Source organism: Sarcina ventriculi (genome assembly GCF_900456775.1).
Lineage (GTDB): Bacteria > Bacillota > Clostridia > Clostridiales > Clostridiaceae > Sarcina > Sarcina ventriculi.
The window spans coordinates 171,314-191,133 of sequence record NZ_UAUL01000001.1; the positions used below are offsets into that span (position 1 = coordinate 171,314).

Annotated in this window: 18 protein-coding genes and 1 pseudogene; 7 read left to right on the forward strand and 12 right to left on the reverse strand. The window is 27.6% G+C overall.

All coding sequences use genetic code 11. The annotated features are described in order from the left end of the window. Positions 1-222 precede the first annotated feature (222 nt). The 3 genes and pseudogenes from DR020_RS00785 to DR020_RS00800 all read left to right on the forward strand — a co-directional run bounded on the left by DR020_RS00785 (position 223) and on the right by DR020_RS00800 (position 2,689). Positions 223-980: pseudogene (locus DR020_RS00785) on the forward strand (sugar-binding transcriptional regulator). A gap of 497 nt (positions 981-1,477) precedes the next feature. Beyond that, complete coding sequence (locus DR020_RS00795; RefSeq protein WP_112364985.1) at positions 1,478-2,401, forward strand: DMT family transporter; 924 nt, start codon at positions 1,478-1,480, stop codon at positions 2,399-2,401. Between the two features lie 126 nt (positions 2,402-2,527). Continuing rightward, positions 2,528-2,689, forward strand: coding sequence for a DUF1540 domain-containing protein (locus DR020_RS00800; RefSeq protein ID WP_070101159.1), 162 nt, complete (start codon positions 2,528-2,530; stop codon positions 2,687-2,689). A 103-nt stretch (positions 2,690-2,792) separates the two neighbouring features. Here the strand turns inward: DR020_RS00800 and DR020_RS00805 are convergent, their stop codons facing one another. The 8 genes from DR020_RS00805 to DR020_RS00840 all read right to left on the reverse strand — a co-directional run bounded on the left by DR020_RS00805 (position 2,793) and on the right by DR020_RS00840 (position 9,400). Next, the gene (locus DR020_RS00805) at positions 2,793-3,395 is read right to left on the reverse strand and encodes a hypothetical protein (protein WP_055258019.1); all 603 of its coding nucleotides are present in this window, start codon (positions 3,393-3,395) and stop codon (positions 2,793-2,795) included. A 2-nt stretch (positions 3,396-3,397) separates the two neighbouring features. Beyond that, positions 3,398-3,913 (reverse strand): citrate lyase holo-[acyl-carrier protein] synthase, encoded by a 516-nt coding sequence (gene citX, locus DR020_RS00810; protein ID WP_112364986.1) that lies wholly within the window; start codon positions 3,911-3,913, stop codon positions 3,398-3,400. Positions 3,914-4,000: 87 nt separating this feature from the next. Then, entirely contained in the window at positions 4,001-5,542 is a 1,542-nt protein-coding gene (gene citF / locus DR020_RS00815; RefSeq protein ID WP_112364987.1) for a citrate lyase subunit alpha, read from the reverse strand. Then, positions 5,529-6,431 (reverse strand): citrate (pro-3S)-lyase subunit beta, encoded by a 903-nt coding sequence (gene citE / locus DR020_RS00820; protein WP_055258026.1) that lies wholly within the window; start codon positions 6,429-6,431, stop codon positions 5,529-5,531. Before citE ends, citF begins: the two co-directional genes overlap by 14 nt. Next, complete coding sequence (gene citD, locus DR020_RS00825) at positions 6,431-6,721, reverse strand: citrate lyase acyl carrier protein (protein ID WP_055258028.1); 291 nt, start codon at positions 6,719-6,721, stop codon at positions 6,431-6,433. The genes citE and citD overlap by 1 nt, the downstream gene beginning before the upstream one ends. 43 nt (positions 6,722-6,764) lie before the next feature. Beyond that, entirely contained in the window at positions 6,765-7,781 is a 1,017-nt protein-coding gene (citC, locus tag DR020_RS00830; RefSeq protein ID WP_112364988.1) for a [citrate (pro-3S)-lyase] ligase, read from the reverse strand. A 35-nt stretch (positions 7,782-7,816) separates the two neighbouring features. After that, positions 7,817-8,971: an NAD(P)-dependent malic enzyme gene (locus DR020_RS00835; protein ID WP_174208893.1), complete on the reverse strand. Its 1,155-nt coding sequence runs from the start codon at positions 8,969-8,971 to the stop codon at positions 7,817-7,819. A 192-nt stretch (positions 8,972-9,163) separates the two neighbouring features. After that, positions 9,164-9,400: a TIGR04540 family protein gene (locus tag DR020_RS00840; RefSeq protein ID WP_055258031.1), complete on the reverse strand. Its 237-nt coding sequence runs from the start codon at positions 9,398-9,400 to the stop codon at positions 9,164-9,166. 218 nt (positions 9,401-9,618) lie between these two features. On the opposite strand from DR020_RS00840, the gene DR020_RS00845 reads away from it, so the two are divergent. Beyond that, on the forward strand, positions 9,619-10,401 hold the full coding sequence (locus DR020_RS00845; RefSeq protein WP_112364990.1) for a hypothetical protein: 783 nt from the start codon (positions 9,619-9,621) through the stop codon (positions 10,399-10,401). Positions 10,402-10,510: 109 nt separating this feature from the next. Here DR020_RS00845 and DR020_RS00850 read toward each other — a convergent pair whose 3' ends face one another. Beyond that, a complete protein-coding gene (locus DR020_RS00850; protein ID WP_112364991.1) occupies positions 10,511-13,147 on the reverse strand; it encodes a cation-translocating P-type ATPase in 2,637 nt (878 codons plus the stop codon). Positions 13,148-13,372: 225 nt separating this feature from the next. On the opposite strand from DR020_RS00850, the gene DR020_RS00855 reads away from it, so the two are divergent. Beyond that, positions 13,373-15,415 carry a molybdopterin-dependent oxidoreductase gene (locus DR020_RS00855; RefSeq protein WP_112364992.1) on the forward strand — a complete coding sequence of 681 codons (2,043 nt, stop codon included), beginning with the start codon at positions 13,373-13,375 and terminating at the stop codon, positions 15,413-15,415. Between the two features lie 23 nt (positions 15,416-15,438). Here DR020_RS00855 and DR020_RS00860 read toward each other — a convergent pair whose 3' ends face one another. Both DR020_RS00860 and DR020_RS00865 read right to left on the reverse strand, forming a co-directional pair. Continuing rightward, complete coding sequence (locus DR020_RS00860; RefSeq protein ID WP_055258039.1) at positions 15,439-15,726, reverse strand: Dabb family protein; 288 nt, start codon at positions 15,724-15,726, stop codon at positions 15,439-15,441. Positions 15,727-15,807: 81 nt separating this feature from the next. Then, positions 15,808-17,100 carry a purine/pyrimidine permease gene (locus DR020_RS00865; protein WP_112364993.1) on the reverse strand — a complete coding sequence of 431 codons (1,293 nt, stop codon included), beginning with the start codon at positions 17,098-17,100 and terminating at the stop codon, positions 15,808-15,810. Positions 17,101-17,253: 153 nt separating this feature from the next. On the opposite strand from DR020_RS00865, the gene DR020_RS00870 reads away from it, so the two are divergent. Further along, positions 17,254-17,466, forward strand: a complete 213-nt coding sequence (locus DR020_RS00870) for a cold-shock protein (protein WP_112364994.1) — start codon at positions 17,254-17,256, stop codon at positions 17,464-17,466. 61 nt (positions 17,467-17,527) lie between these two features. On the opposite strand, the gene DR020_RS00875 is transcribed toward DR020_RS00870, so the two are convergent. Then, positions 17,528-18,694 carry an iron-containing alcohol dehydrogenase gene (locus tag DR020_RS00875; RefSeq protein ID WP_112364995.1) on the reverse strand — a complete coding sequence of 389 codons (1,167 nt, stop codon included), beginning with the start codon at positions 18,692-18,694 and terminating at the stop codon, positions 17,528-17,530. 375 nt (positions 18,695-19,069) lie between these two features. Here DR020_RS00875 and DR020_RS00885 point away from each other — a divergent pair, with 375 nt between their 5' ends. Beyond that, positions 19,070-19,807, forward strand: coding sequence for an NAD-dependent protein deacylase (locus DR020_RS00885; RefSeq protein ID WP_112364996.1), 738 nt, complete (start codon positions 19,070-19,072; stop codon positions 19,805-19,807). The last annotated feature ends 13 nt before the right edge of the window (positions 19,808-19,820 follow it).

The following is a 19,820-nucleotide window of genomic DNA, read 5'->3' on the forward strand; positions in this document are numbered from 1 at the left end:
CTGTGAAAGGAATTTTTTATGATAGAAAATTATGAAAAGATGAATAAAACAGAACAATTATCCTTTTTAGCTGAAATATCTAATATGTATTATAATCTAGGAATGACTCAAAGTGAAATTGCAAATAAAGTTTCTAGTACACGCTTTAAAATAGCTAAATATCTCCAAGAGGCTAGAGAAAAACAAGTTGTTGAAATTTCTATAAATTATCCTAGGAAAAGAATGCTTGATCTTGAAGAAACATTTAAGAAAAAATTCGATTTAAAAAATATATTTATTCTAAATACCACTATAATTCCTTATGATGAAATAATACCATCTCTTGGTAAAATAGGTGCTAAGTATTTAGATTCTATAATAGAAAATAATTATATAATCGGAGTGTTATGGGGAAAAACTTTAGCTAATATGATTAAATATTTAAATCCTAAAGAAAAAAATCAATAACTGTTTTACAACTTGTAGGTTCTGCAGCTAAAGATGATCCTTTAATTGATTCACCTGAACTTATAAGAAAAGTAGCAAATAGTTATGGTGGGGGGTATAAATATTTACATGCTCCACTTTATGTAGATAATGAATATGCTAGAGCTTATCTTCTGCAAGAACCTGTGATTCATGATACACTTTTTCTAGCAAATAAATCTGACATAATTTTATCTGGAATTGGAACAACAGAAGCTGCATTTGCTTCTAGCCTTTGGTCAAAATATCTAGTCCATGACTTAAAACCACAAAACGCTGTTGGTTGTATATATGGTCATGCATATGACATTAATGGAAAATTAATTAACTCCGATATAAATAAAAAAGTTGTAGGAGTTGACTTAAAAACTATATTAAATATTAAATATAGAATAGCCATGGCTTCTGGAAAATTAAAAGCCGAAGCAATACTTGGAGCGCTAAAAGGTAAATTTGTAAATGTATTAATAACAGATGAAGATACAGCATTAAAAATTTTATCACTTTGTGATTAATAATTAATTTTAATAGCTATCAATGATTTTTGATAGCTATTTTTTATTTTATCTTATAAATCTTTATAGTTATTATTTAAATATATATAATTAAGAAAATTAATTTTTTCATATGAAATATTTTATCACATTTTTTAATAAAAAATTTAAATCTTTAAACATTTTAAAAAACGTTATATTTAACCTCTTTTTTCTGTTTTCTTTTATTTTCAATGATTTTAGCACTAATTTATTCATATCAAATGAAATATTTTTATAAATTATTTTGCCTTTATTTTTAACAATTGATATTTTATTTAACATTTGTTGACTTTTTAATTACACCTTGCTATAATTATTCATATAGTCAATGTAAATGTTTTACTTAAACACTACAAAGTAATAAGCCATAAAAATATTTTAATTTTTATCACTTATCTTAAATATTAATATATCTTTAAACAATAAACTTAATTATTAGAATATTCAAATATTTAAAAATGATTGGAGATGTCATTATGAAAAAATACACTGGTTTTATTTTTATATTCTTAGCAGCACTTTGCTTTAGTACCCAAGAAATATCCGGTAGTTACTTAAGTAATATGAATCTTAATTCAATGCAAATTAATTCTATTAGTTATTTTATAGGCGCTTTAATACTTTTACCTTTTGCTATAAAAGACATAAGAAAATTACATCTAAAATTAAACAAAAAAGATATATTTTATTTTGGTTTTTTAGGCATAATACAAGTTTCCATTGGTATGTCTTTAGCACAACAAGCGCTAGTTTATGCAAATCCCGCCATAGTAGCTGTCATAATCTGCGCCAATGCCATTATAACAGTACCACTTGCTCAAATTATATTAAAAGAAAAAATGAATCCCAAAGCTTGGATATCAATAACTTTAGCTATAATCGGTATAATAATAATTTCAAATCCATTTTCACAAACCAATTCTCATCCAAATCAAATTTTAGGAATATTTTGCGCTGTAGGTGCTGCTATATGCATAGCTTTATTTAATGTATTTGCTACAAAATATGTACATAAATATGGTAAATCAGTAACAAATACTATTTCATTTCTTTGGGGTGCAATTTTACTATTTGTTTTTATGGGAATAACAGGTGTACCAATAATACATGGAATAACTTTAACTAGTTTACCTCTTTTGATTTATGTTGGTATTGTCGTAAAAGGATTAGGATTTTTCTTCTTTGTTGGAGCTATGAAAGAAACCTCAGCTATTACAGCAACTGCTACCTTTTATATAAAACCAATAATAGTACCTATATTGGTATTTTTAATAATGGGAACAATAATATCTCCAAGCACAATAATAGGAACTATTATAATAATTATTGCATCAATAATTATATTTTTTATAAAAAAAGCAACTGCAAAACAAAAATTAACTGTTGCAAAAAGTCATTAAATAAGTAAATCTTTGCTTTTATATATGTATGATTTTTCCACGAATAAAAATTTATAATCTTCACATAATAATAGCATCAAGTAACAAATAGTTAGTTGATTAATTAATAAAGAGGAGTGATTTAAAATGAAACATAATGAAAGTATAGGATGTACAGTAAACGAATGTAAATATCATTGTCCTGAAGATAACTATTGTACTTTAAACAAAATAATGGTTACTAAAAACAAACCAGAAGCTAGAACAGCTGAAACAACCGATTGTGGTTCTTTTGAATGTAACTGTTAATTAAATTTATAAAAGGTCTAACATTTTTTGTTAGACCTTTTATATTGATTATTTACAACATGTTATCTATTTTTTATCTAATCCATAATAAAAATATTTTAATCTATATATGATTAAATCTTTTATCATCTAATAATTCACTCTTACATAAATTATGAGCTTTTATTATATAATCTTTAAATTCTTTTCCCTTTTCAGTCTCAAGTAACTTAGAAAATTCTTCATCTATATGATTGCAAACTTTATTTCTATTTTCTAATATTTTTGCTTTAAAATAATATCTTTTTTCCATCACCATATCATATAATTTATCTACCATATTTCTTGTTTCATAAAACTCTTTTACAATTTCTTCTACATCAGTCATCAAGCTAACCAACGTTAAATCGTTATCAGTAACTTTAATCTGCTTTTTTAACGATTTATCATATCTTTCAATAGCTCTTTTTATATTTTTTTCATCCTCAGCATATTTAATATCCTCTTTAAAATGCATCATCATAACTTTAAAGTGAGCCATTATCTGAACCCTTCTAGCATCAAATTTATTTATATATGAATCAAGCATTACCTCTAAAATACTATTTACAAATTCAGTATCGTTTTTTTCTTCTTTTCTTAAATTATGCCTTTCCTCTATATCTAAAATAGCTTCACTCAACTCACCATCTTCATATTCAAAATTACTTGTTCCCATAACCTTCATAATTAGTACCTCTCTATCAATTTATTTATCTTTTCTAAAACCTCTTCTATCGAATGAGTTTTATTTCTAGCGCATACAACAGCATCTTTATTACATATTAAACATTTTCTTTTTTCATATCCTAAATCAGATCTACTTAATTGATTTTGCTTTTCATCAAAAACATCTAAATCAAAAAGTCTACCTAATTTATTATTTTCTTCTATAGAAATTGTGATTTTCTTTGCAATTTCTAAATTACAATCTACAACAAAGAATGTTTCATATCCAGCTTTGCTTATATTTTCCCTCTTATGAATTACTCTTATACCATTATTATATAATTCTTTCTCTAAAGCTACAACTTCTATTATATGGGCTTTTTTATACAATTCATTTAGCTTATAAATGCCAGGTATATTAAGGGTACATGATATTAAAACTTTTTTATACTTATCTAAAAGTTCCCTCTGAATTAAAGCTCTTTTTTCTTTTCCATCCAAAATTTCATTTAACAATATTATTTCTTCTTTATTCATATATCCTCCACTCTTTTAGTTATATATTCTTAAATGATATGAATAATTAAAATTAGGCTTTTACATTTTGCAAAAGCCTAATTTTAATTATTTAACTTGTTTTATAACATCAATTATTGTTCCATCCCTATATTCAACTAAACCAACTACTCTATCGGTAAATTCTATTTTTTCAGGTTTTCCTGTTATACTTTCTGCTTTATTTTTCAACTCCTCTATAGTAAATATAGGAATATTTGTATTAGATAGTTTTTGAATTATATCTTGCCTTAAAGGATTTACAGCAACTCCTCTATCAGTAACTACAACATCAATAGTTTCACCCGGTGTTATAACTGTTGTTACTTTATCAACGATTGTTGGGATTCTTCCTCTTATAAGTGGACAAACTATCATAGACATTTTAGCACCAGCTGCAGTATCACAATGACCTCCAGATGCTCCTCTTATAACTCCATCAGAACCAGTTATAACATTAACATTAAAATCTGTATCAACTTCTAGTGCACTTAATATTACAAAATCTAATAAATTTACAACACTTCCTCTGTTAAATGGATTAGCATACAGTGATGCATCTATTTCACAGTGTCCTAAATTATCTTTTATTGATTTAGCAGCCCTTAAATCAAAACTTTGAACATCTAATATTTTATCGACTAATCCTTCCTCATACATCTCTACTAATTGACCAGTTACTCCACCTAATACAAAACTTGCTTTTATATTTTTTTCTATCATTGATTGCTTTATAAACCTTGCAACAGCTAAAGCTGCTCCTCCACTACCTGTTTGCATAGAAAATCCATCAACTAGATATCCAGAAGCTTCTATAACTTTTGCTGCATATTTAGCTATTAAAAGTTCTTTTGGATTTTTAGTGTATCTTGTAGCACCAGATACTATACCTTGTGGATTTCCTATCGCTTCTACTTGAACTATGTAATCTACGTCTGTTTGACTAATACTTGTAGGAACATTTGGATACGGTACTAAATTATCTGTAATTAAAACTACATTTTCAGCATATTTTGCATCAATTTTAGCATATCCTAAAGAACCACAAAATGATTTTCCATTATATCCATTAGCATTTCCGTAATTATCACAACTTGGAACGCCTAAAAATGCAACATCTATCTTTATATCTCCACATTCAATAGCCCTTGCTCTACCGCCATGAGACCTTATTATAACTGGATTTTCCATAAGTCCATTTGATATTTCATCAGCTAATGTTCCTCTTAAACCACTTGTTGTTATACTAGTTATAACACCATCTTTTATATATTTAACTAATGACGCATGAACATTATTTAATGAGCTAGATGCTAATGTTAAATTCTTTATTCCCATTTTAGCTATAGCATCTATAACCATATTTAAAATATAGTCGCCTTCTCTAAAATGATGGTGAAATGATATTGTCATTCCATCTTTAAGACCTGTCTTTTTTATAGCCTCCTCTATACTTCCTAACATTTTACTATCATTTGGTTTAACTCTTTTGACTTTTCTTCCATATACATTTCCCATTTTAACTTCTGCAAAAAGTCCATTATATGGCTTAATTTCTCCAAACCCTTGCACTTTATTTGGTATTTCTCTTCCTATTTTATTTAACATCATCTTCACCTCCAAAATTAATATCTAAACCAGCTGCCTTTGCCAAAGATAACGCTCTTTCCGCTCTTTCTATTATTGGCTTATCTATCATTTTTCCGTTTAATGATACAACCCCTGAACCTCTTTTCTTAGCATCTTGTGCAGCTTTTATTACTCTAATTGATTTTTCTATTTCTTTTTGAGTTGGTGTATATATTTCATGAACTGGCTCTACTTGTCTTGGATTAATTACTGATTTTCCATCAAAGCCTAATTGTTTTATAAGCTCTGTTTCTTTTCTAAATCCCTCTTCATCATTTACATCTGAAAAAACTGTATCAAAAGCATAAATTCCAGCAGCTCTTGCAGCTAATAAAATTTGACTTCTTGCAGTTAAAAGTTCTATTCCTTCCATAGAACGAGTAGTTTTCATATTAGTTACAAAATCCTCTGCCCCTATTGCAATTCCCATAAGCCTATCACTAGCTTTTGCAATTTCATATGCATTTACAACTCCTAAAGCGCTTTCAATAGCTGCCATTATCATAGTCTTACCAACTGGAATTCCAGCTTCTCTTTCTATTCTAGCTATTTCCCTCTCCACATCAATTATATCTTGAGCAGTTTCAGTCTTAGGAAGTCTTATAACATCAGGTTGTGCTCTAACTATTGCTTCTAAATCCTCAATTCCAAGTTCTGAATCCAAAGCATTTATTCTAACAACAGTTTCTACTCCCTCATAATCTATTGTCTTAAGTGCATTATAAACTAAAAATCTAGCACTATCTTTTTCATTTATTGACACAGAATCCTCTAAGTCAAACATTATTGAATCTGCTCCATATATATGAGCTTCTTTAATCATCCCTGGATTATTTCCCGGAACATACATCATTGTTCTTCTTAATTTCATTAGTTTGCACCCCCCCAATTAAACTTTTCCCCTGTAGCTCTAATTACAGCCGTTTGAACTCTTGCTTTTATTACACAGTCTAATGCTCCTTTATCATTTGCAGTAACCAAAGCATTTTTAACTCCTAACTCTTTTAGAGTTTCTTCTATAACCCTTCTTATTTGTTTTCCAAATTGTTTTTCTACTGAACTTTTTAAATTTATTTCTATTCCATTATCATTTGCCTCTATTGTTATAGAGATATCACTTGATTCTAAAGTTCCTGCCATTGCAGTATTTTTTATTTCCATTTTATTTCCCTCCTTAATATTTTTATTTATATAAAATATTATACTAATCTACATTACTTAAATTAAATAAATAATCATATGTTGATTTAGGTACAAAATTTTTAATTTCATCTAAACAACGCTGTTTAAAAAGTTCTCTCACCTTTGAAGCACTAATTGCTACATTTTCAAATTCTTTTCTTTTTATTTCTATAAGATTTAACCCATATTCTTTTAATACTCTCTTCATGATTTTATTATATTCATTAGTGCTTTTAGAAAAAGGCTCTTCTCCAACATATCTTTTTGTTATATTTAATGATTTTGCAATATAACTTGAAAAAATTTTACTATCTAAAATAGCTTGTATTTTTAAAACTTCATTTTTTTCTCTTATAAAATAAGATGGAAATGTAGCATTTGATATTATATAATCATTAGCTTTATGTAAAATAACATTTTCTAAATCTGCAAGTCCTTTTTCAACCATATTATATCTATCTACATTTGAAAAAAAAGATTTGTTTTCCCAAAGAACAAATACATGTACTAAATCATTTTCTCTACTCGCCTCTTCTATCAAGTATCTATGACCTAATGTAAAAGGATTTGCATTAATTACAACAGATGCTATATTTTCAAAATATATTTTAGGAGTTTCTTTTATCAATTTATTGCAATAATCTTTAATTCCATTTTTCTTATTCTCAAGAAGAATTACTTTATCTTCAACACTTTCTATATCATAAAAACCAAAATCTCTAAAAATCAAACTGTTTTTAGGCTTAGTATATACAAAAATGTGAGTGTATCCCCTTCTATATTGTTCATTTATAAGATTTGATATTATCTTATTAGATACTCCAAATCCCTTAAACTCATCCGAAACAGCTATACATTTTAATATGTTTTCTTTAAATGACCCCGTGCCTATTATTTTATCACCATCATACAAAACCAAAGTATAATCTAAATCTTTATCTAAATCCAATTCATATTCATTTAAAAATTTTTCTACATATTTTAAAGTAAAATCATCTTTGTTTTCAATAATAACCTCTTCAAAATTGCAATACTCCAAAAACTTTCTTCCTTTCAACATTGTATATATATTTTTTACTTATCCTTAAATTTTATAACAGCCTGTGATACTACTTGCACAACTTCTCTATTAAATACACTTGGAAGTATATACTCTTCATTTAATTCATCATCTTTAACTAAAGAAGCAATAGCTTTTGCAACTTCTAATTTCATATCGTCATTAATATTTTTTATTCTACCCTCTAATAGTCCTTTAAAAAGCCCTGGAAAAACTAAAAGATTATTCATTTGATTTTTAAAATCCCCTCTTCCTGTAGCTGTTATTCTAGCCCCTCCAAGTTTTGCATACTTAGGTAATATCTCCGGAATAGGATTTGCAAGCGCAAACACCATAGAATCTTTATTCATTGTTTTTATCATTTCTGTTGTCACTACATTTCCAACACAAACACCTACAAATACATCTTTTCCTTTTATTAAATCCTCAATATAACCTGCTTCAAAGTTTCTATTTGTTAATTTAGCTATTTTTTCTTGAGCTTTATTTAAAGATTTATCACCTTCTATTAAGGCTCCATTTATATCACATAAAACTATATCTTTAACACCTGCTGAAAGCAAAAGATTTGCTATTGCAATCCCTGAGGCACCAGCTCCATCTATTACAACCTTTATATCTTCTATATTTTTATTAACTATTCTCAAACCATTATAAAACCCTGCTAAAACCGATATAGCTGTTCCATGCTGATCATCATGGTAAACTGGTATATCTAATACTTCTTTTAATTTATCTTCTATATAAAAACACTCAGGAGCCTTTATATCCTCTAAATGAATTCCTGCAAAACCTGGCGATATAGATTTTATTACATTTACAATCTCATCCTTATCTGTAGCATCTATAGCTATTGGATATGCGTCTGTTCCTGCAAAAGATTTATGTAATAATGCCTTTCCCTCAATTACTGGTAAACTCCCAAAAGCCCCAATATCTCCAAGCCCTAAAACAGCTGTACCGTTAGATATAACAGCAACACTTCTACCTTTTAATGTATAATCATAAGCCTTTTCTTTATTTTTAGCTATTTCTAAACAAGGTGCTGCAACCCCAGGCGTATATGCTAGAGAAAGTTCCTCCTTATTAGTAACTGGAATAATTGCCTCTACTTTTATTTCACCCTTATACTCTTTATGTAAATCTAAAGACATTTGTTTCACATCAATTTTCATTTATAAACTCCTCCTCGTTTATAATAAGCTATTTCTTGTATTAATAGTATCAAAATTCTCAACCTCAGTCAACACATATGTTTTATAAATTAACAAATGTTAAATATATTTATAATTATTAATTTTTTTATAAATAAAATTATAAAAAAAACAAGGCAATATATTGCCTTGTTTTTATTTATATTATTAATTATTCATTTCTTTCGCAATTTTATCAATAACTGCTTTTCTCTCTTCCCCTAAAGCACTAATTAATTTAACTGGCATAAACCCATCTTTATAAATACTATCCTTATTAGCCTTTATCATTTTTTCCACAGTTTCTTTTAATTTTTCATATGTAATTAAATCATCAAAATATAAATCAACTACATCTTTTAATTTTGTAGCAAGTTCTTTTGGATTTTTATATACTGCTCTCATATTTAGCTCCTTATACTAGTTTTATTTTAATTATAACATTTACATCGTAAATATAACAACATTTTCAAGCATATTATAGCATCTTAAAGTAGTTAGTACAAGTTTGTAAATTTCCCATCTAAACTCTCATAAAATATAAATATTTATGGATATTTATCTTTTACTAAACATAAAATTTTTATATGAAACTATAATCAATTCTAGGAGATTTATATAATATGAAAAGAAGCTTATTTATAATTTCAACTTTATTTTTAGTATTTATAACAGGTTATTTTGTTTTTACAACTGACAATCTATACAATAATTCTGCCTTATCTGTTAATTCTACCGTTTACGATAATTCTACCACCCAATCAGCACAAGAAGTAACAGATGGCCCTTCTTTTGATGACTCTGCTAATACTACACTTACAAACTTTTTTAATTCTTATAAGGATTATTTTATAGCCACTCAAAATAGCTTAGTTTATAACGGTTATGCAGAATATGGACATACTCTAAGCAATATGAAAATTGATAAAAGTAACTTAGTTATTAAATATTCTGGAAAAATGGAAGATGGATATGGAGAAGATTCTAGAGGAGAACGAACATTTTCCTTAAACTACATTTTTAAATTAGATGAAGCTGGTACACCTATGGTTTATGAACGAGTTTATAATAATGACTATATGTCCTCTAACACAGATTCATTAAATTCTATAATAAAAAACTATATAGTTATGTGGGGAGATCCTAAAGAAAACGACACTTGGAGTCAAAAAGTTATCTATAATGGAAAAGAATATACAGCTAAAACAGTTATGACAGATGTATCCTATACTAAATACAATTTAGAAACAACGATAACTGATATAGATGGATTTTATAATGATACCTATATAGAAAAAAGAACTTATGATAGAGGCTATGGTTTAATATCCTTTGAAAACACACCTGCTATTGATGATAATGAAACATCTATGAATCTAATTTTTGGATATACACTTTCAAAATAATATATTTAATATTGATTTTAAATAAAGCTAAAAAATATAATATAAAGTATTTTTTAGCTTTTTAAAATCAATATTCTCTATGTCTAAAATTAATTATTAATTTAAAATCTTAATGTTTCTTTCTTAAAATAAGTTTTTCTATTTCCATTATTATCATAGCTAATATAGATAAACCTAAACATATAAATAACATTTCTATATTAAACTCATATGGTATAGATAATATACTTCTAACTCCTGGAAGTAATATTAATAAATATATTATAAATGTAATGCCCATTGCTCCAAATACATATTTATTTGAAAAAAAACCAAGTTCTATTGAAGTATAATAATCAGATCTTGCGGCTATTGTTTGAAAAATTCTAGCCAGTAAAATAGTTGAAAATGCCATAGCAGTTCCAAGCTCTGACGAAACTTTAAGCCCTATATACTGTGCTATAATTGTAACTACTCCAATTATAACTCCTCTTAAGATTACAATTCTCCCAATACCACCTGACAATATACCATCATTAATATTTCTAGGTTTATTATTCATAATATTTTTTTCAGGTGGTTCAAGACCCAAAGCAATAGCTGGTAATGAATCATTTATTAAATTTATAAACAGAAGTTGTATTGCAGTAAATGGGTTTGGTAAGTTTACAAATACAGCAAATAATATTGAAATTATAGCACCTAAATTCCCTGCAAAAAGATATGTTATAGATTTTTTTATATTGCTAAAAACAGCCCTACCTATCTCAACAGCTTTAACAATAGTTGCAAAGTTATCATCAACTAAAATCATAGACGCTGCATCTTTTGCAACATCAGTCCCACTTCCCATACCAATTCCTATGTCTGCTTGCTTTAAAGCTGGTGCATCATTTACACCATCTCCGGTCATAGCAGTGATTTTTTCTCTTTCTTGCCATGCTTTTACTATACGTATTTTGTTTTCAGGTGAAACTCTAGCATACACAGATATATTTTCTAATTTATTTTTAAGTTCTATATCATTCATAGAGTCTAACTCTTGACCTGTTAAAGCTATATCATTATTATCCATAAGTCCAATTTCTTTACCAATCGCAGCTGCTGTTGTTTTATGATCTCCTGTTATCATTATTGTTTTTATTCCAGCATTTTTAGCTATTTTTATAGCATCATAAACTGATTCCCTAGGTGGGTCTATCATAGCTGTTAATCCTATCAATGTTAAATCAAATTCATCATCTAGCGCAGGAACAAAACTTTCGTTATTAATCTCTTTCATTGCAAAAGCTAAAACCCTCAAAGCTCTATTTGAAAATTCTTCATTTTTAGCTTTATATTCATTTAAAATATTTTCATTTAAATCAACAACTTCCCCATTTACTAAAGCATATTTACATCTACTTAAAATAATATCTGGTGCACCTTTAGAAAACATTATAGTTTTTCCATCCACTTCATTAACTGTTGACATTATCTTTCTATCTGAATCAAAAGGAATTTCTCCTTTTCTTCTATATTCATCTCTTATTTTCTTAAAATCTATACTATTATTTTTAACAAAGTTTATAAGACCAACTTCCGTTGGATCTCCTGTCTCTTTCCCTTCTTCATTAATATCTGAATCGTTACAAAGAATACTTGCTAACAAGAAATACGTTTCATTTTTAGGCGCTTTTTCTATATTAATTTCAAAACTATATTCTCCATCTTTACTTATATAGTTATCCACAACAGTCATTTTATTTTGAGTTAAAGTTCCTGTCTTATCCGTACATATTATACTCGTTGCTCCTAAAGTTTCAACAGCTGGAAGCTTTCTAATAATAGCTTTTCTTTTTGCCATAGTATTTGTTCCTGATGCCAAAACAATAGTTACTATAGATGATAAAGCCTCTGGAATTGCAGCTACTGCAACCGATATAGAAAACATAAAAGCATTTACTATAAGTTCTCCTGTAAATCCTACTCTATCAAAAAATACAGCACGCCCAACCTCTAAACCAAAAATAATAATAGCAAGTATCATAATTATAATCCCAAGTCTCTTACTAAATTGATCTAACTTTTTTTGAAGAGGAGTTTCTTTAGATTCTGCTTTTTCTAGGAGATTAGCTATTTTCCCAACTTCTGTATTCATACCTGTTGCTGTAACTATAAACATACCACGCCCATAAACAATTGTTGATCCACTAAACACCATATTTTTTTGATCTCCTAATGAAGATTCCTCATGTATAACATCAGTTACCTTTAAAACTGGTTCTGACTCACCTGTAAGCATTCCCTCTACGCTTTTTAGAGATTGAGATTCTATAACACGCCCATCTGCTGGTACATAATCCCCAGACTCTAAACAAACAATATCTCCATTTACAATTTCTCTAGCTGGAATAACTATTTTTTCTCCATCTCTTAAAACTTTAGCACTTGGCGAAGATAATTTTTTTAAGCTATTTAAAGACCCTTCGGCTTTTTTAGTTTGTGTCACACCTAAAATAGCATTTAAAATTACAACAGCTATTATTATGATTGCTTCAACAGCTTCTTTTAAAAATATTTGAACTATCGCTGCAATTATAAGAATTATTACCAATGGGTCTTTAAATTGATTTAATATAAGCTTTAAGGTTGATTCTCCCTCTTTACCCTTTAGTTCATTAAACCCATTTTGCTCCAGTCTTTTTTTAGCTTCGGCATTGCTTAAACCACTCTTCTCTGATTTAAATTCACTAATAACATCTTTATACTCTTTTTTATATATCAAAAAAAGACCTCCTCTCTAAAAAATAATATGCTGTAAAAATCCTATTTTATTTTTCCTTAATAATTAAAAATATATACACTTAAAACCTTTCTCTATATTTTTCTTTTTACCTACTAGTTTTAATGATATAATTATGTTACATTTTATATGTTATTTTTAATAATCTATCTATACTTATTTTTTTTAGATTTAATAACTTTAAATTATAATTACGGAGGATTTAAAATGAAAAAATTTAGTCATGGGTGTACCCTAGATTGTTTTGATTGCTGTAAATTTAATGTTTATAATGATAATGGAACCTTAAAAATAGAAGGTGATAAAAATCACCCTTATACAAATGGTTTTATATGCGAAAAAGGACTATCTCATTTAAAGAGATTAAATCATAAAGATAGAATCTACACACCCCTTTTAAAAATAAATGGTAAATTTAAAGAAATTTCTTTTGAAAGAGCACTAAATATAATGGCTGAAAGGCTTACATACTATAAAAAAAATTTTTCTTCAAAATCCATTCTACATTATGATCAGTTTGGTAGTGGATCTTCTCTAAAATCAATAGCAGATATATTCTTTAACTTCTATGGAGGAGTTAATAAAGCAGATGGTGGTCCTTGTTGGAGTGCTGGTATGAGAGCTACTAAATATGATTTTGGTGATGCAAAAAGCCATAGTCTTTCTGATATGTTAAATAGCAAGTCAATATTTTTATGGGGCAAAAATCCTGCAAACACATCAATTCATACACTAAATATAATAAAAAAAGCCAAAGAAAAAAATATACCAATTATAGTTATTGATCCAATCTTTAGTGAAACTGCTAAACTCGCTGATAAATACATAAAAATCATTCCAGGAACAGACGGTGCTTTAGCCCTTGCCATGGCTAAAATAATTATAAAAAACAATGCTTATAATAAAGATTTTATAGAAAAACACGTTATTGGCTTTAACGAATTTAAAAATTACTTAAACACATTAAGCCTTGATTATTTATGTGAAGAATGTGGGATTTCTTTAGAAGAAATCATAAATATTACAAATATTTATATCAATAAATTTTCTACGATTCTAATAGGATATGGTGTTCAAAAATATATAAATGGTGGAAATTCAATAAGATGTATAAACGCCTTAGGCGCTATAACTGGTCAAATCGGTAAAAGTGGTGGCGGAATAAATTATGCTAATAAGGTCTTTACAAGGATTTTAAACTTAGACCCATACAACAGTGAACATTTTGCAACAAATAATTTTTTCCAAGTTTCTAAAATATCTAATTTTATAAACAAATGTAATAGCTTAAACCTTAAAGAAGAAGGTATTTTTGAAGCACAAACTGTTGTTCATGATTCAATTGCTAATGAAAATAATTTGTATAAAACCCCAATTAAAATGGCTGTTATAACAAAAAGCAATCTATTAAATCAACTTCCTGATATAAACAGCTTAAAAAAAGCTTTTAAAACCATAGAATTTAAAGTGTGTTTTGATATGTTTTTAACTGATACAGCCTCTATATGTGACTTGTTTATTCCATGTACTAATACCTTAGAAAGTGAAGATATTTTATTTAGCTCAATGAGCAATCCTTACATTATATATAATGAAAAGGTAACTGAACCTAAACATCGTCTTATGGATGAATATAACTTTTTTATGGAACTTGCAAAAATTATGAACATTAAAACTTATCCTAAAGTTTCAAAAAAAGAATATTTAAAAAAGATAATAGAACCATTAACACATTCTAATAAAGATATAACGTTAGATTATTTGAAAGATAACTGTTTTACTCTTCATAAAGATGTGGCTTGGGAAGATTTGAGCTTTAAAACTCCCTCTAAAAAATATGAGTTATTTTCATCTTTAGCTAAAGATGAGTGTGGTCACCCTCTTCCAACTTATTTAAAAAGCAAAAATCACCCTAAAAACTTATTAAGACTTATCACAGTCCATGGAAAAGATAGTTTATCTAGTCAACACTTTATTGACAAGGGAGGCATATGCGAGTTTTTTATTAATGAAAATACTTGCAAAGAATTTAATATAACAAATAAAGAAATTGTAATACTAAAAACTAAAAATGGAAAAATTAAAGCCAAAGCACTAATAGATAATGGAATTCCTAATAACGTTATAAAAATATATGTAGGTTGGTGGGAAAAACATGGTAATCCAAATATTTTAACATCATCAAATATATCAGATATTGGTGGACAAATAACATATAACGATAGTTTTGTAGAAATAAAAAAAGAATAGGCAAATTGCCTATTCTTTAATTTTTAATATTCATAATCTACAACCGCACGCTTTGAAACAGCATCTCTAACCTTAGCTGCAACCTTTAAATGTTCTTCACTGACTTGGTATTTATTTAAATCTTCCTTAGTTTCAAAATCAGAATTTAAAACAATATCATAAGCGCTATCAGTTGTATTAAAATTTATTCCAACCTCTATAAATTTTATGTAAGGTAATTTTTCCTTTAATCCTTCTAAAGAATTTTTTATCTCTAATGCTGTATCATTGTTCTTCTCTTTTAAAGTCCACATTACAAGATGTTTTACCATTTTATCTCACACTCCTAATTAGTTTTTATCTTAATAAGAAATCAAATATACAATCATTATACAACAAATTTAATCATTTAATTAACTATTTTGCACTTTATTTCTTTTATTTTTTATAAGTATCATTATTTCTATGATAAAAGCTAAAATAATTCCAACAACTAAACCATTACTTAAAAGAATTGTAACAGAGCTTGGCATATTTGCAAAAGCTGTTTTAGGAAGTCCCATTATTCCTATACCAGCGAATATAGGTATGCCGACAGAAAAATACATATCTTTTTTATTTTTAACATTTTCAAGTTCTTTTATAGCTGTTCCAAACATAGCGCTAAATATAGTAAAAATAGCTGCATATGCTACTGGTGTTGGAAGTGTTGTAAAAAATGCCATTATAGGTGTTATTAAGCTTACTATTATAACTAAAATATTACCTATTAAAAATGTATTTTTTTTAGTAGATTTTGTTTGGTCTATAAATGATGATATTGATATTGCAGTTATTCCTGCTGTTGATAAAAATATACCACTTAAAACTTGATTAAGCCCCATAATAACACCTGAACGTTTTATACTAACATCATAAGTTGTTTTATTATGTTTTTCTAAAATTGCCTTTATTACCTTTATTGAAGCAAGCATAGTACTTATTAAAATAAATACTGCAACTATTATAGAAGGTATCATACTAAGATTTGCTATTGGCATTCCAAATGGGAAAGGCGTTGGTAATTGAAAAAATGTATCTACTTTTGCCATAGGCTTAGTTAAGCCTAACACATAAAATAATGCCCAACCAACTATTATAACTACCATAAATGAATATGGAGCAATTTTTTTAACTTTTCTAAGTATAAGAGATAAAATTACTAACGATACTGAACATGTTAAAACAGGAATTGATATAGTATTTCCTAAATATCCAATTCCACATAACCCTTTTACAAAGTCCATAGAAAGTTCTGCTACTAAAAGTATCATAAACGTCGCAAGCACTCTTGGACTAAATAAAACCAAAAGCTTATCCATAAGTCCAAATACGCTTATAAGCATAATAATAACTCCAGCGGCTATTATAGAAAATGTTATAACTCTTAAAGTGTCGACATTACTGCCAAAAATAGATTGACCTATTCCAGCATAAATTAAAAATATTCCAAACCAAAGTCCTGATGGAACTTCACTTATGTACAATTTATGTCCCAAAAATAGCTGAATTATAGCTGCTACCCCTAACATAAATATAGTTCTTTGAATAAACATCATAGTATCATGTGAGGTTAAATTAAAACCTTGTCCAACCGCTAAAGGATACACAACATTAGCTAATACTATAAATGCCATCCATTGAACTGACTGTAAAACCTTTTTCATTTTTTATAAGACCTCTTCTCATATTTAATTATTTGTTAACAATTTTATATTATAGCACAATAATTTTATAAGTATAACTAAAGATTTTATGTTTAAAATTACATGTTTTTGTTAATAATAAGTTAGCAAAATATTTTTTAAGGAAGTGTAATAATGCCTAAAGAAACTGGAACAGTTAAATGGTTCAACAACGAAAAAGGATATGGCTTCATATCATGTGATGGTGGAACTGATGTTTTTGTTCATCACTCACAAGTTAAAGAAAAAACTCATGATAAAAATTTACATGAAGGAGAAAATGTAACATTTGATATAGAAGATGGTGCAAAAGGTCCTATGGCTGTAAATGTTCAAAATATAATATAATAAATCCTTGAAAACCTTGAATTTTCGAGGATTTATTAAGCTTTAAAAGTTATTTTTTGTTTTAATAACATTTTTCTAAAATTTCTAAAACTTCTTCTGCAGTAAGTTTTTTATATCCACTATCTAATAATATTGTAGAATTTGCGATAAGTGGCAACATTTCTTTTGTCGCTCCAAGTTCTCTAAGAGAAGTAACCATACCACATTCCTTAATAAATGCTTCTAAGCATGAAAATCCCTCTTGTGCAATTTCATCTTTAGTTTTTCCTTCAGTTTGTACATTCCATACTTCTTTTGCAAATCTAACAAATTTATCTAAACCATAAGAATAGATATGACGATAGTAAGGAATTGATATTGTTGCAAGTCCCATACCATGAGCACAATCTGTATAAGCTCCTACTTGATGTTCTATCATATGAACTTCCCAGTCTTCTGTTTTTGATAATCCAGCCATTGTATTAAGAGCTAGTGTTGCACTCCACATAATGTTACTTCTTGCTTCATAATCCTTTGGATTTTTAAGTGCAACTCTTGCATTATCAATTACAGAACGAAGAAGTCCTTCAATTACATAATCTGTTGTATTATTATCAGTTCCTGAAAAATATTGTTCCATTAAATGAGACATAATATCAAAAACACCACTAATCATTTGATATTCTGGAACTGAGAATGTATATTCTGGGTTTAATATAGAGAATTTAGGATATACTTCCGCTGGGAAAACTCTACCATTTTTAAGTTTTAACTCTTCATGTGTTATAACAGATCCTCCGTTCATTTCTGAACCTGTACCAACCATTGTTAAAACTGATCCTACTGGTACAATTTTATTGCTAACTTCTTCAAAATTTATCCAATACTTTTTAAATGCATCTTCTTTACAGTAAGCTGAAACTGAAATTGCTTTAGCACAGTCTATTACAGAGCCACCACCAACTGCTAAAATAAGATCAACATTATTATCACGAACAAGTTTTGCTCCTTCTAATACCTTGTTATAAGTCGGATTTGACATAACTCCAGGTAACTCTACAACTTTTTTTCCGCTTTCATTTAAAATATTTATAAGATTATCATATAAACCAATTTTTTTAATAGAATTTCTTCCATAAGTTAAAAGAACAGTTTCTCCATAGTTTTTAAGCTCATCTTTTAACATATCTAAAGAATTTTTTCCAAAATGTATTTTGGTTGGATTGTAATAACTAAAATCTAATAACATATATTCCCTCCTACAAATTAAAATAAATTATTTTCATATATTCAAATTGATAGTTAATTGTGTTTATTTAAAAGAAATAAACACTGTTAATAACAGAATACACCCTAGAGTTAACTCTATGTCAACACTTAATATTATAATTATTTTTCTCATTTTTAATACAGATTATATTTTTTACAAAACATGTGTGAAGGTGTTTCCAAGACAAAATACATCAATTGACAAAGAAAAAAATCCAAAAGCTAGATTTAAAAATGAACATATAACAGTTAAAGAAATTATTGATTCTAATATACAGTATTAAAATTTAATTTTCATTTTTATATATAATTATGCAATAATAAAACTATTAAAATATAATTTGGAGATGATTTTATGGATAATAAAATAGAACAATTAGCTAAAATTTTAAAAGAAAGCAACAATATAGTTTTCTTTGGTGGGGCTGGAATGAGTACAGAATCTGGAATACCTGACTTTAGAAGCTCAAACGGTTTATTTAATGAAAAACTTAATATGACCTTTACCCCTGAGCAACTAGTATCTCACTCATTTTATATTAGATATCCAAAAGAATTTTTTAATTTTTATAAAGAAAAATTAATTTACCCTGAAGCTAAACCAAATAAAGGACATATTGCCCTTGCTAAGCTTGAAAGTTTAGGAAAACTTAAAGCCATAGTTACTCAAAATATTGATGGACTTCATCAAAAAGCTGGTTCTAAAAATGTTTTTGAACTTCATGGCTCAGTTCTTAGAAATTATTGTGTAAAGTGCCATGCTTTTTATGATGAAAAATTCATTCTAGAATCAAAGGATATTCCTACTTGTACTAAGTGTGGTGGAAGCGTTAAACCTGACGTAGTTTTATATGAAGAAGGACTAGATGATAATATAATAAGAGGAGCCATAGATGCTATAAAAAAAGCTGATACTTTAATAATTGGAGGTACTTCTCTTGTTGTCTACCCTGCTGCTGGACTTATTGATTATTTTAGAGGTAAGAATCTTGTTTTAATTAATAAAAGCTCAACTTCTGCTGACTCTAAAGCAACTTTAATTATTAATGACTCCATTGGAAAAGTTTTGGATAAAGGTGTAAACTTAATATAGGTTTTAAATAAAA

What these genes read in the sequence shown, in the direction of transcription:
- DR020_RS00795 (WP_112364985.1), top strand. Translation starts at nt 1,478, where the DNA reads ATGAAAAAATACACTGGTTTTATTTTTATATTCTTAGCAGCACTTTGC.
- DR020_RS00800 (WP_070101159.1), top strand. Translation starts at nt 2,528, where the DNA reads ATGAAACATAATGAAAGTATAGGATGTACAGTAAACGAATGTAAATAT.
- DR020_RS00805 (WP_055258019.1), bottom strand. Translation starts at nt 3,395, where the DNA reads ATGAAGGTTATGGGAACAAGTAATTTTGAATATGAAGATGGTGAGTTG.
- citX (WP_112364986.1), bottom strand. Translation starts at nt 3,913, where the DNA reads ATGAATAAAGAAGAAATAATATTGTTAAATGAAATTTTGGATGGAAAA.
- citF (WP_112364987.1), bottom strand. Translation starts at nt 5,542, where the DNA reads ATGATGTTAAATAAAATAGGAAGAGAAATACCAAATAAAGTGCAAGGG.
- citE (WP_055258026.1), bottom strand. Translation starts at nt 6,431, where the DNA reads ATGAAATTAAGAAGAACAATGATGTATGTTCCGGGAAATAATCCAGGG.
- citD (WP_055258028.1), bottom strand. Translation starts at nt 6,721, where the DNA reads ATGGAAATAAAAAATACTGCAATGGCAGGAACTTTAGAATCAAGTGAT.
- DR020_RS00840 (WP_055258031.1), bottom strand. Translation starts at nt 9,400, where the DNA reads ATGAGAGCAGTATATAAAAATCCAAAAGAACTTGCTACAAAATTAAAA.
- DR020_RS00845 (WP_112364990.1), top strand. Translation starts at nt 9,619, where the DNA reads ATGAAAAGAAGCTTATTTATAATTTCAACTTTATTTTTAGTATTTATA.
- DR020_RS00855 (WP_112364992.1), top strand. Translation starts at nt 13,373, where the DNA reads ATGAAAAAATTTAGTCATGGGTGTACCCTAGATTGTTTTGATTGCTGT.
- DR020_RS00860 (WP_055258039.1), bottom strand. Translation starts at nt 15,726, where the DNA reads ATGGTAAAACATCTTGTAATGTGGACTTTAAAAGAGAAGAACAATGAT.
- DR020_RS00865 (WP_112364993.1), bottom strand. Translation starts at nt 17,100, where the DNA reads ATGAAAAAGGTTTTACAGTCAGTTCAATGGATGGCATTTATAGTATTA.
- DR020_RS00870 (WP_112364994.1), top strand. Translation starts at nt 17,254, where the DNA reads ATGCCTAAAGAAACTGGAACAGTTAAATGGTTCAACAACGAAAAAGGA.
- DR020_RS00875 (WP_112364995.1), bottom strand. Translation starts at nt 18,694, where the DNA reads ATGTTATTAGATTTTAGTTATTACAATCCAACCAAAATACATTTTGGA.
- DR020_RS00885 (WP_112364996.1), top strand. Translation starts at nt 19,070, where the DNA reads ATGGATAATAAAATAGAACAATTAGCTAAAATTTTAAAAGAAAGCAAC.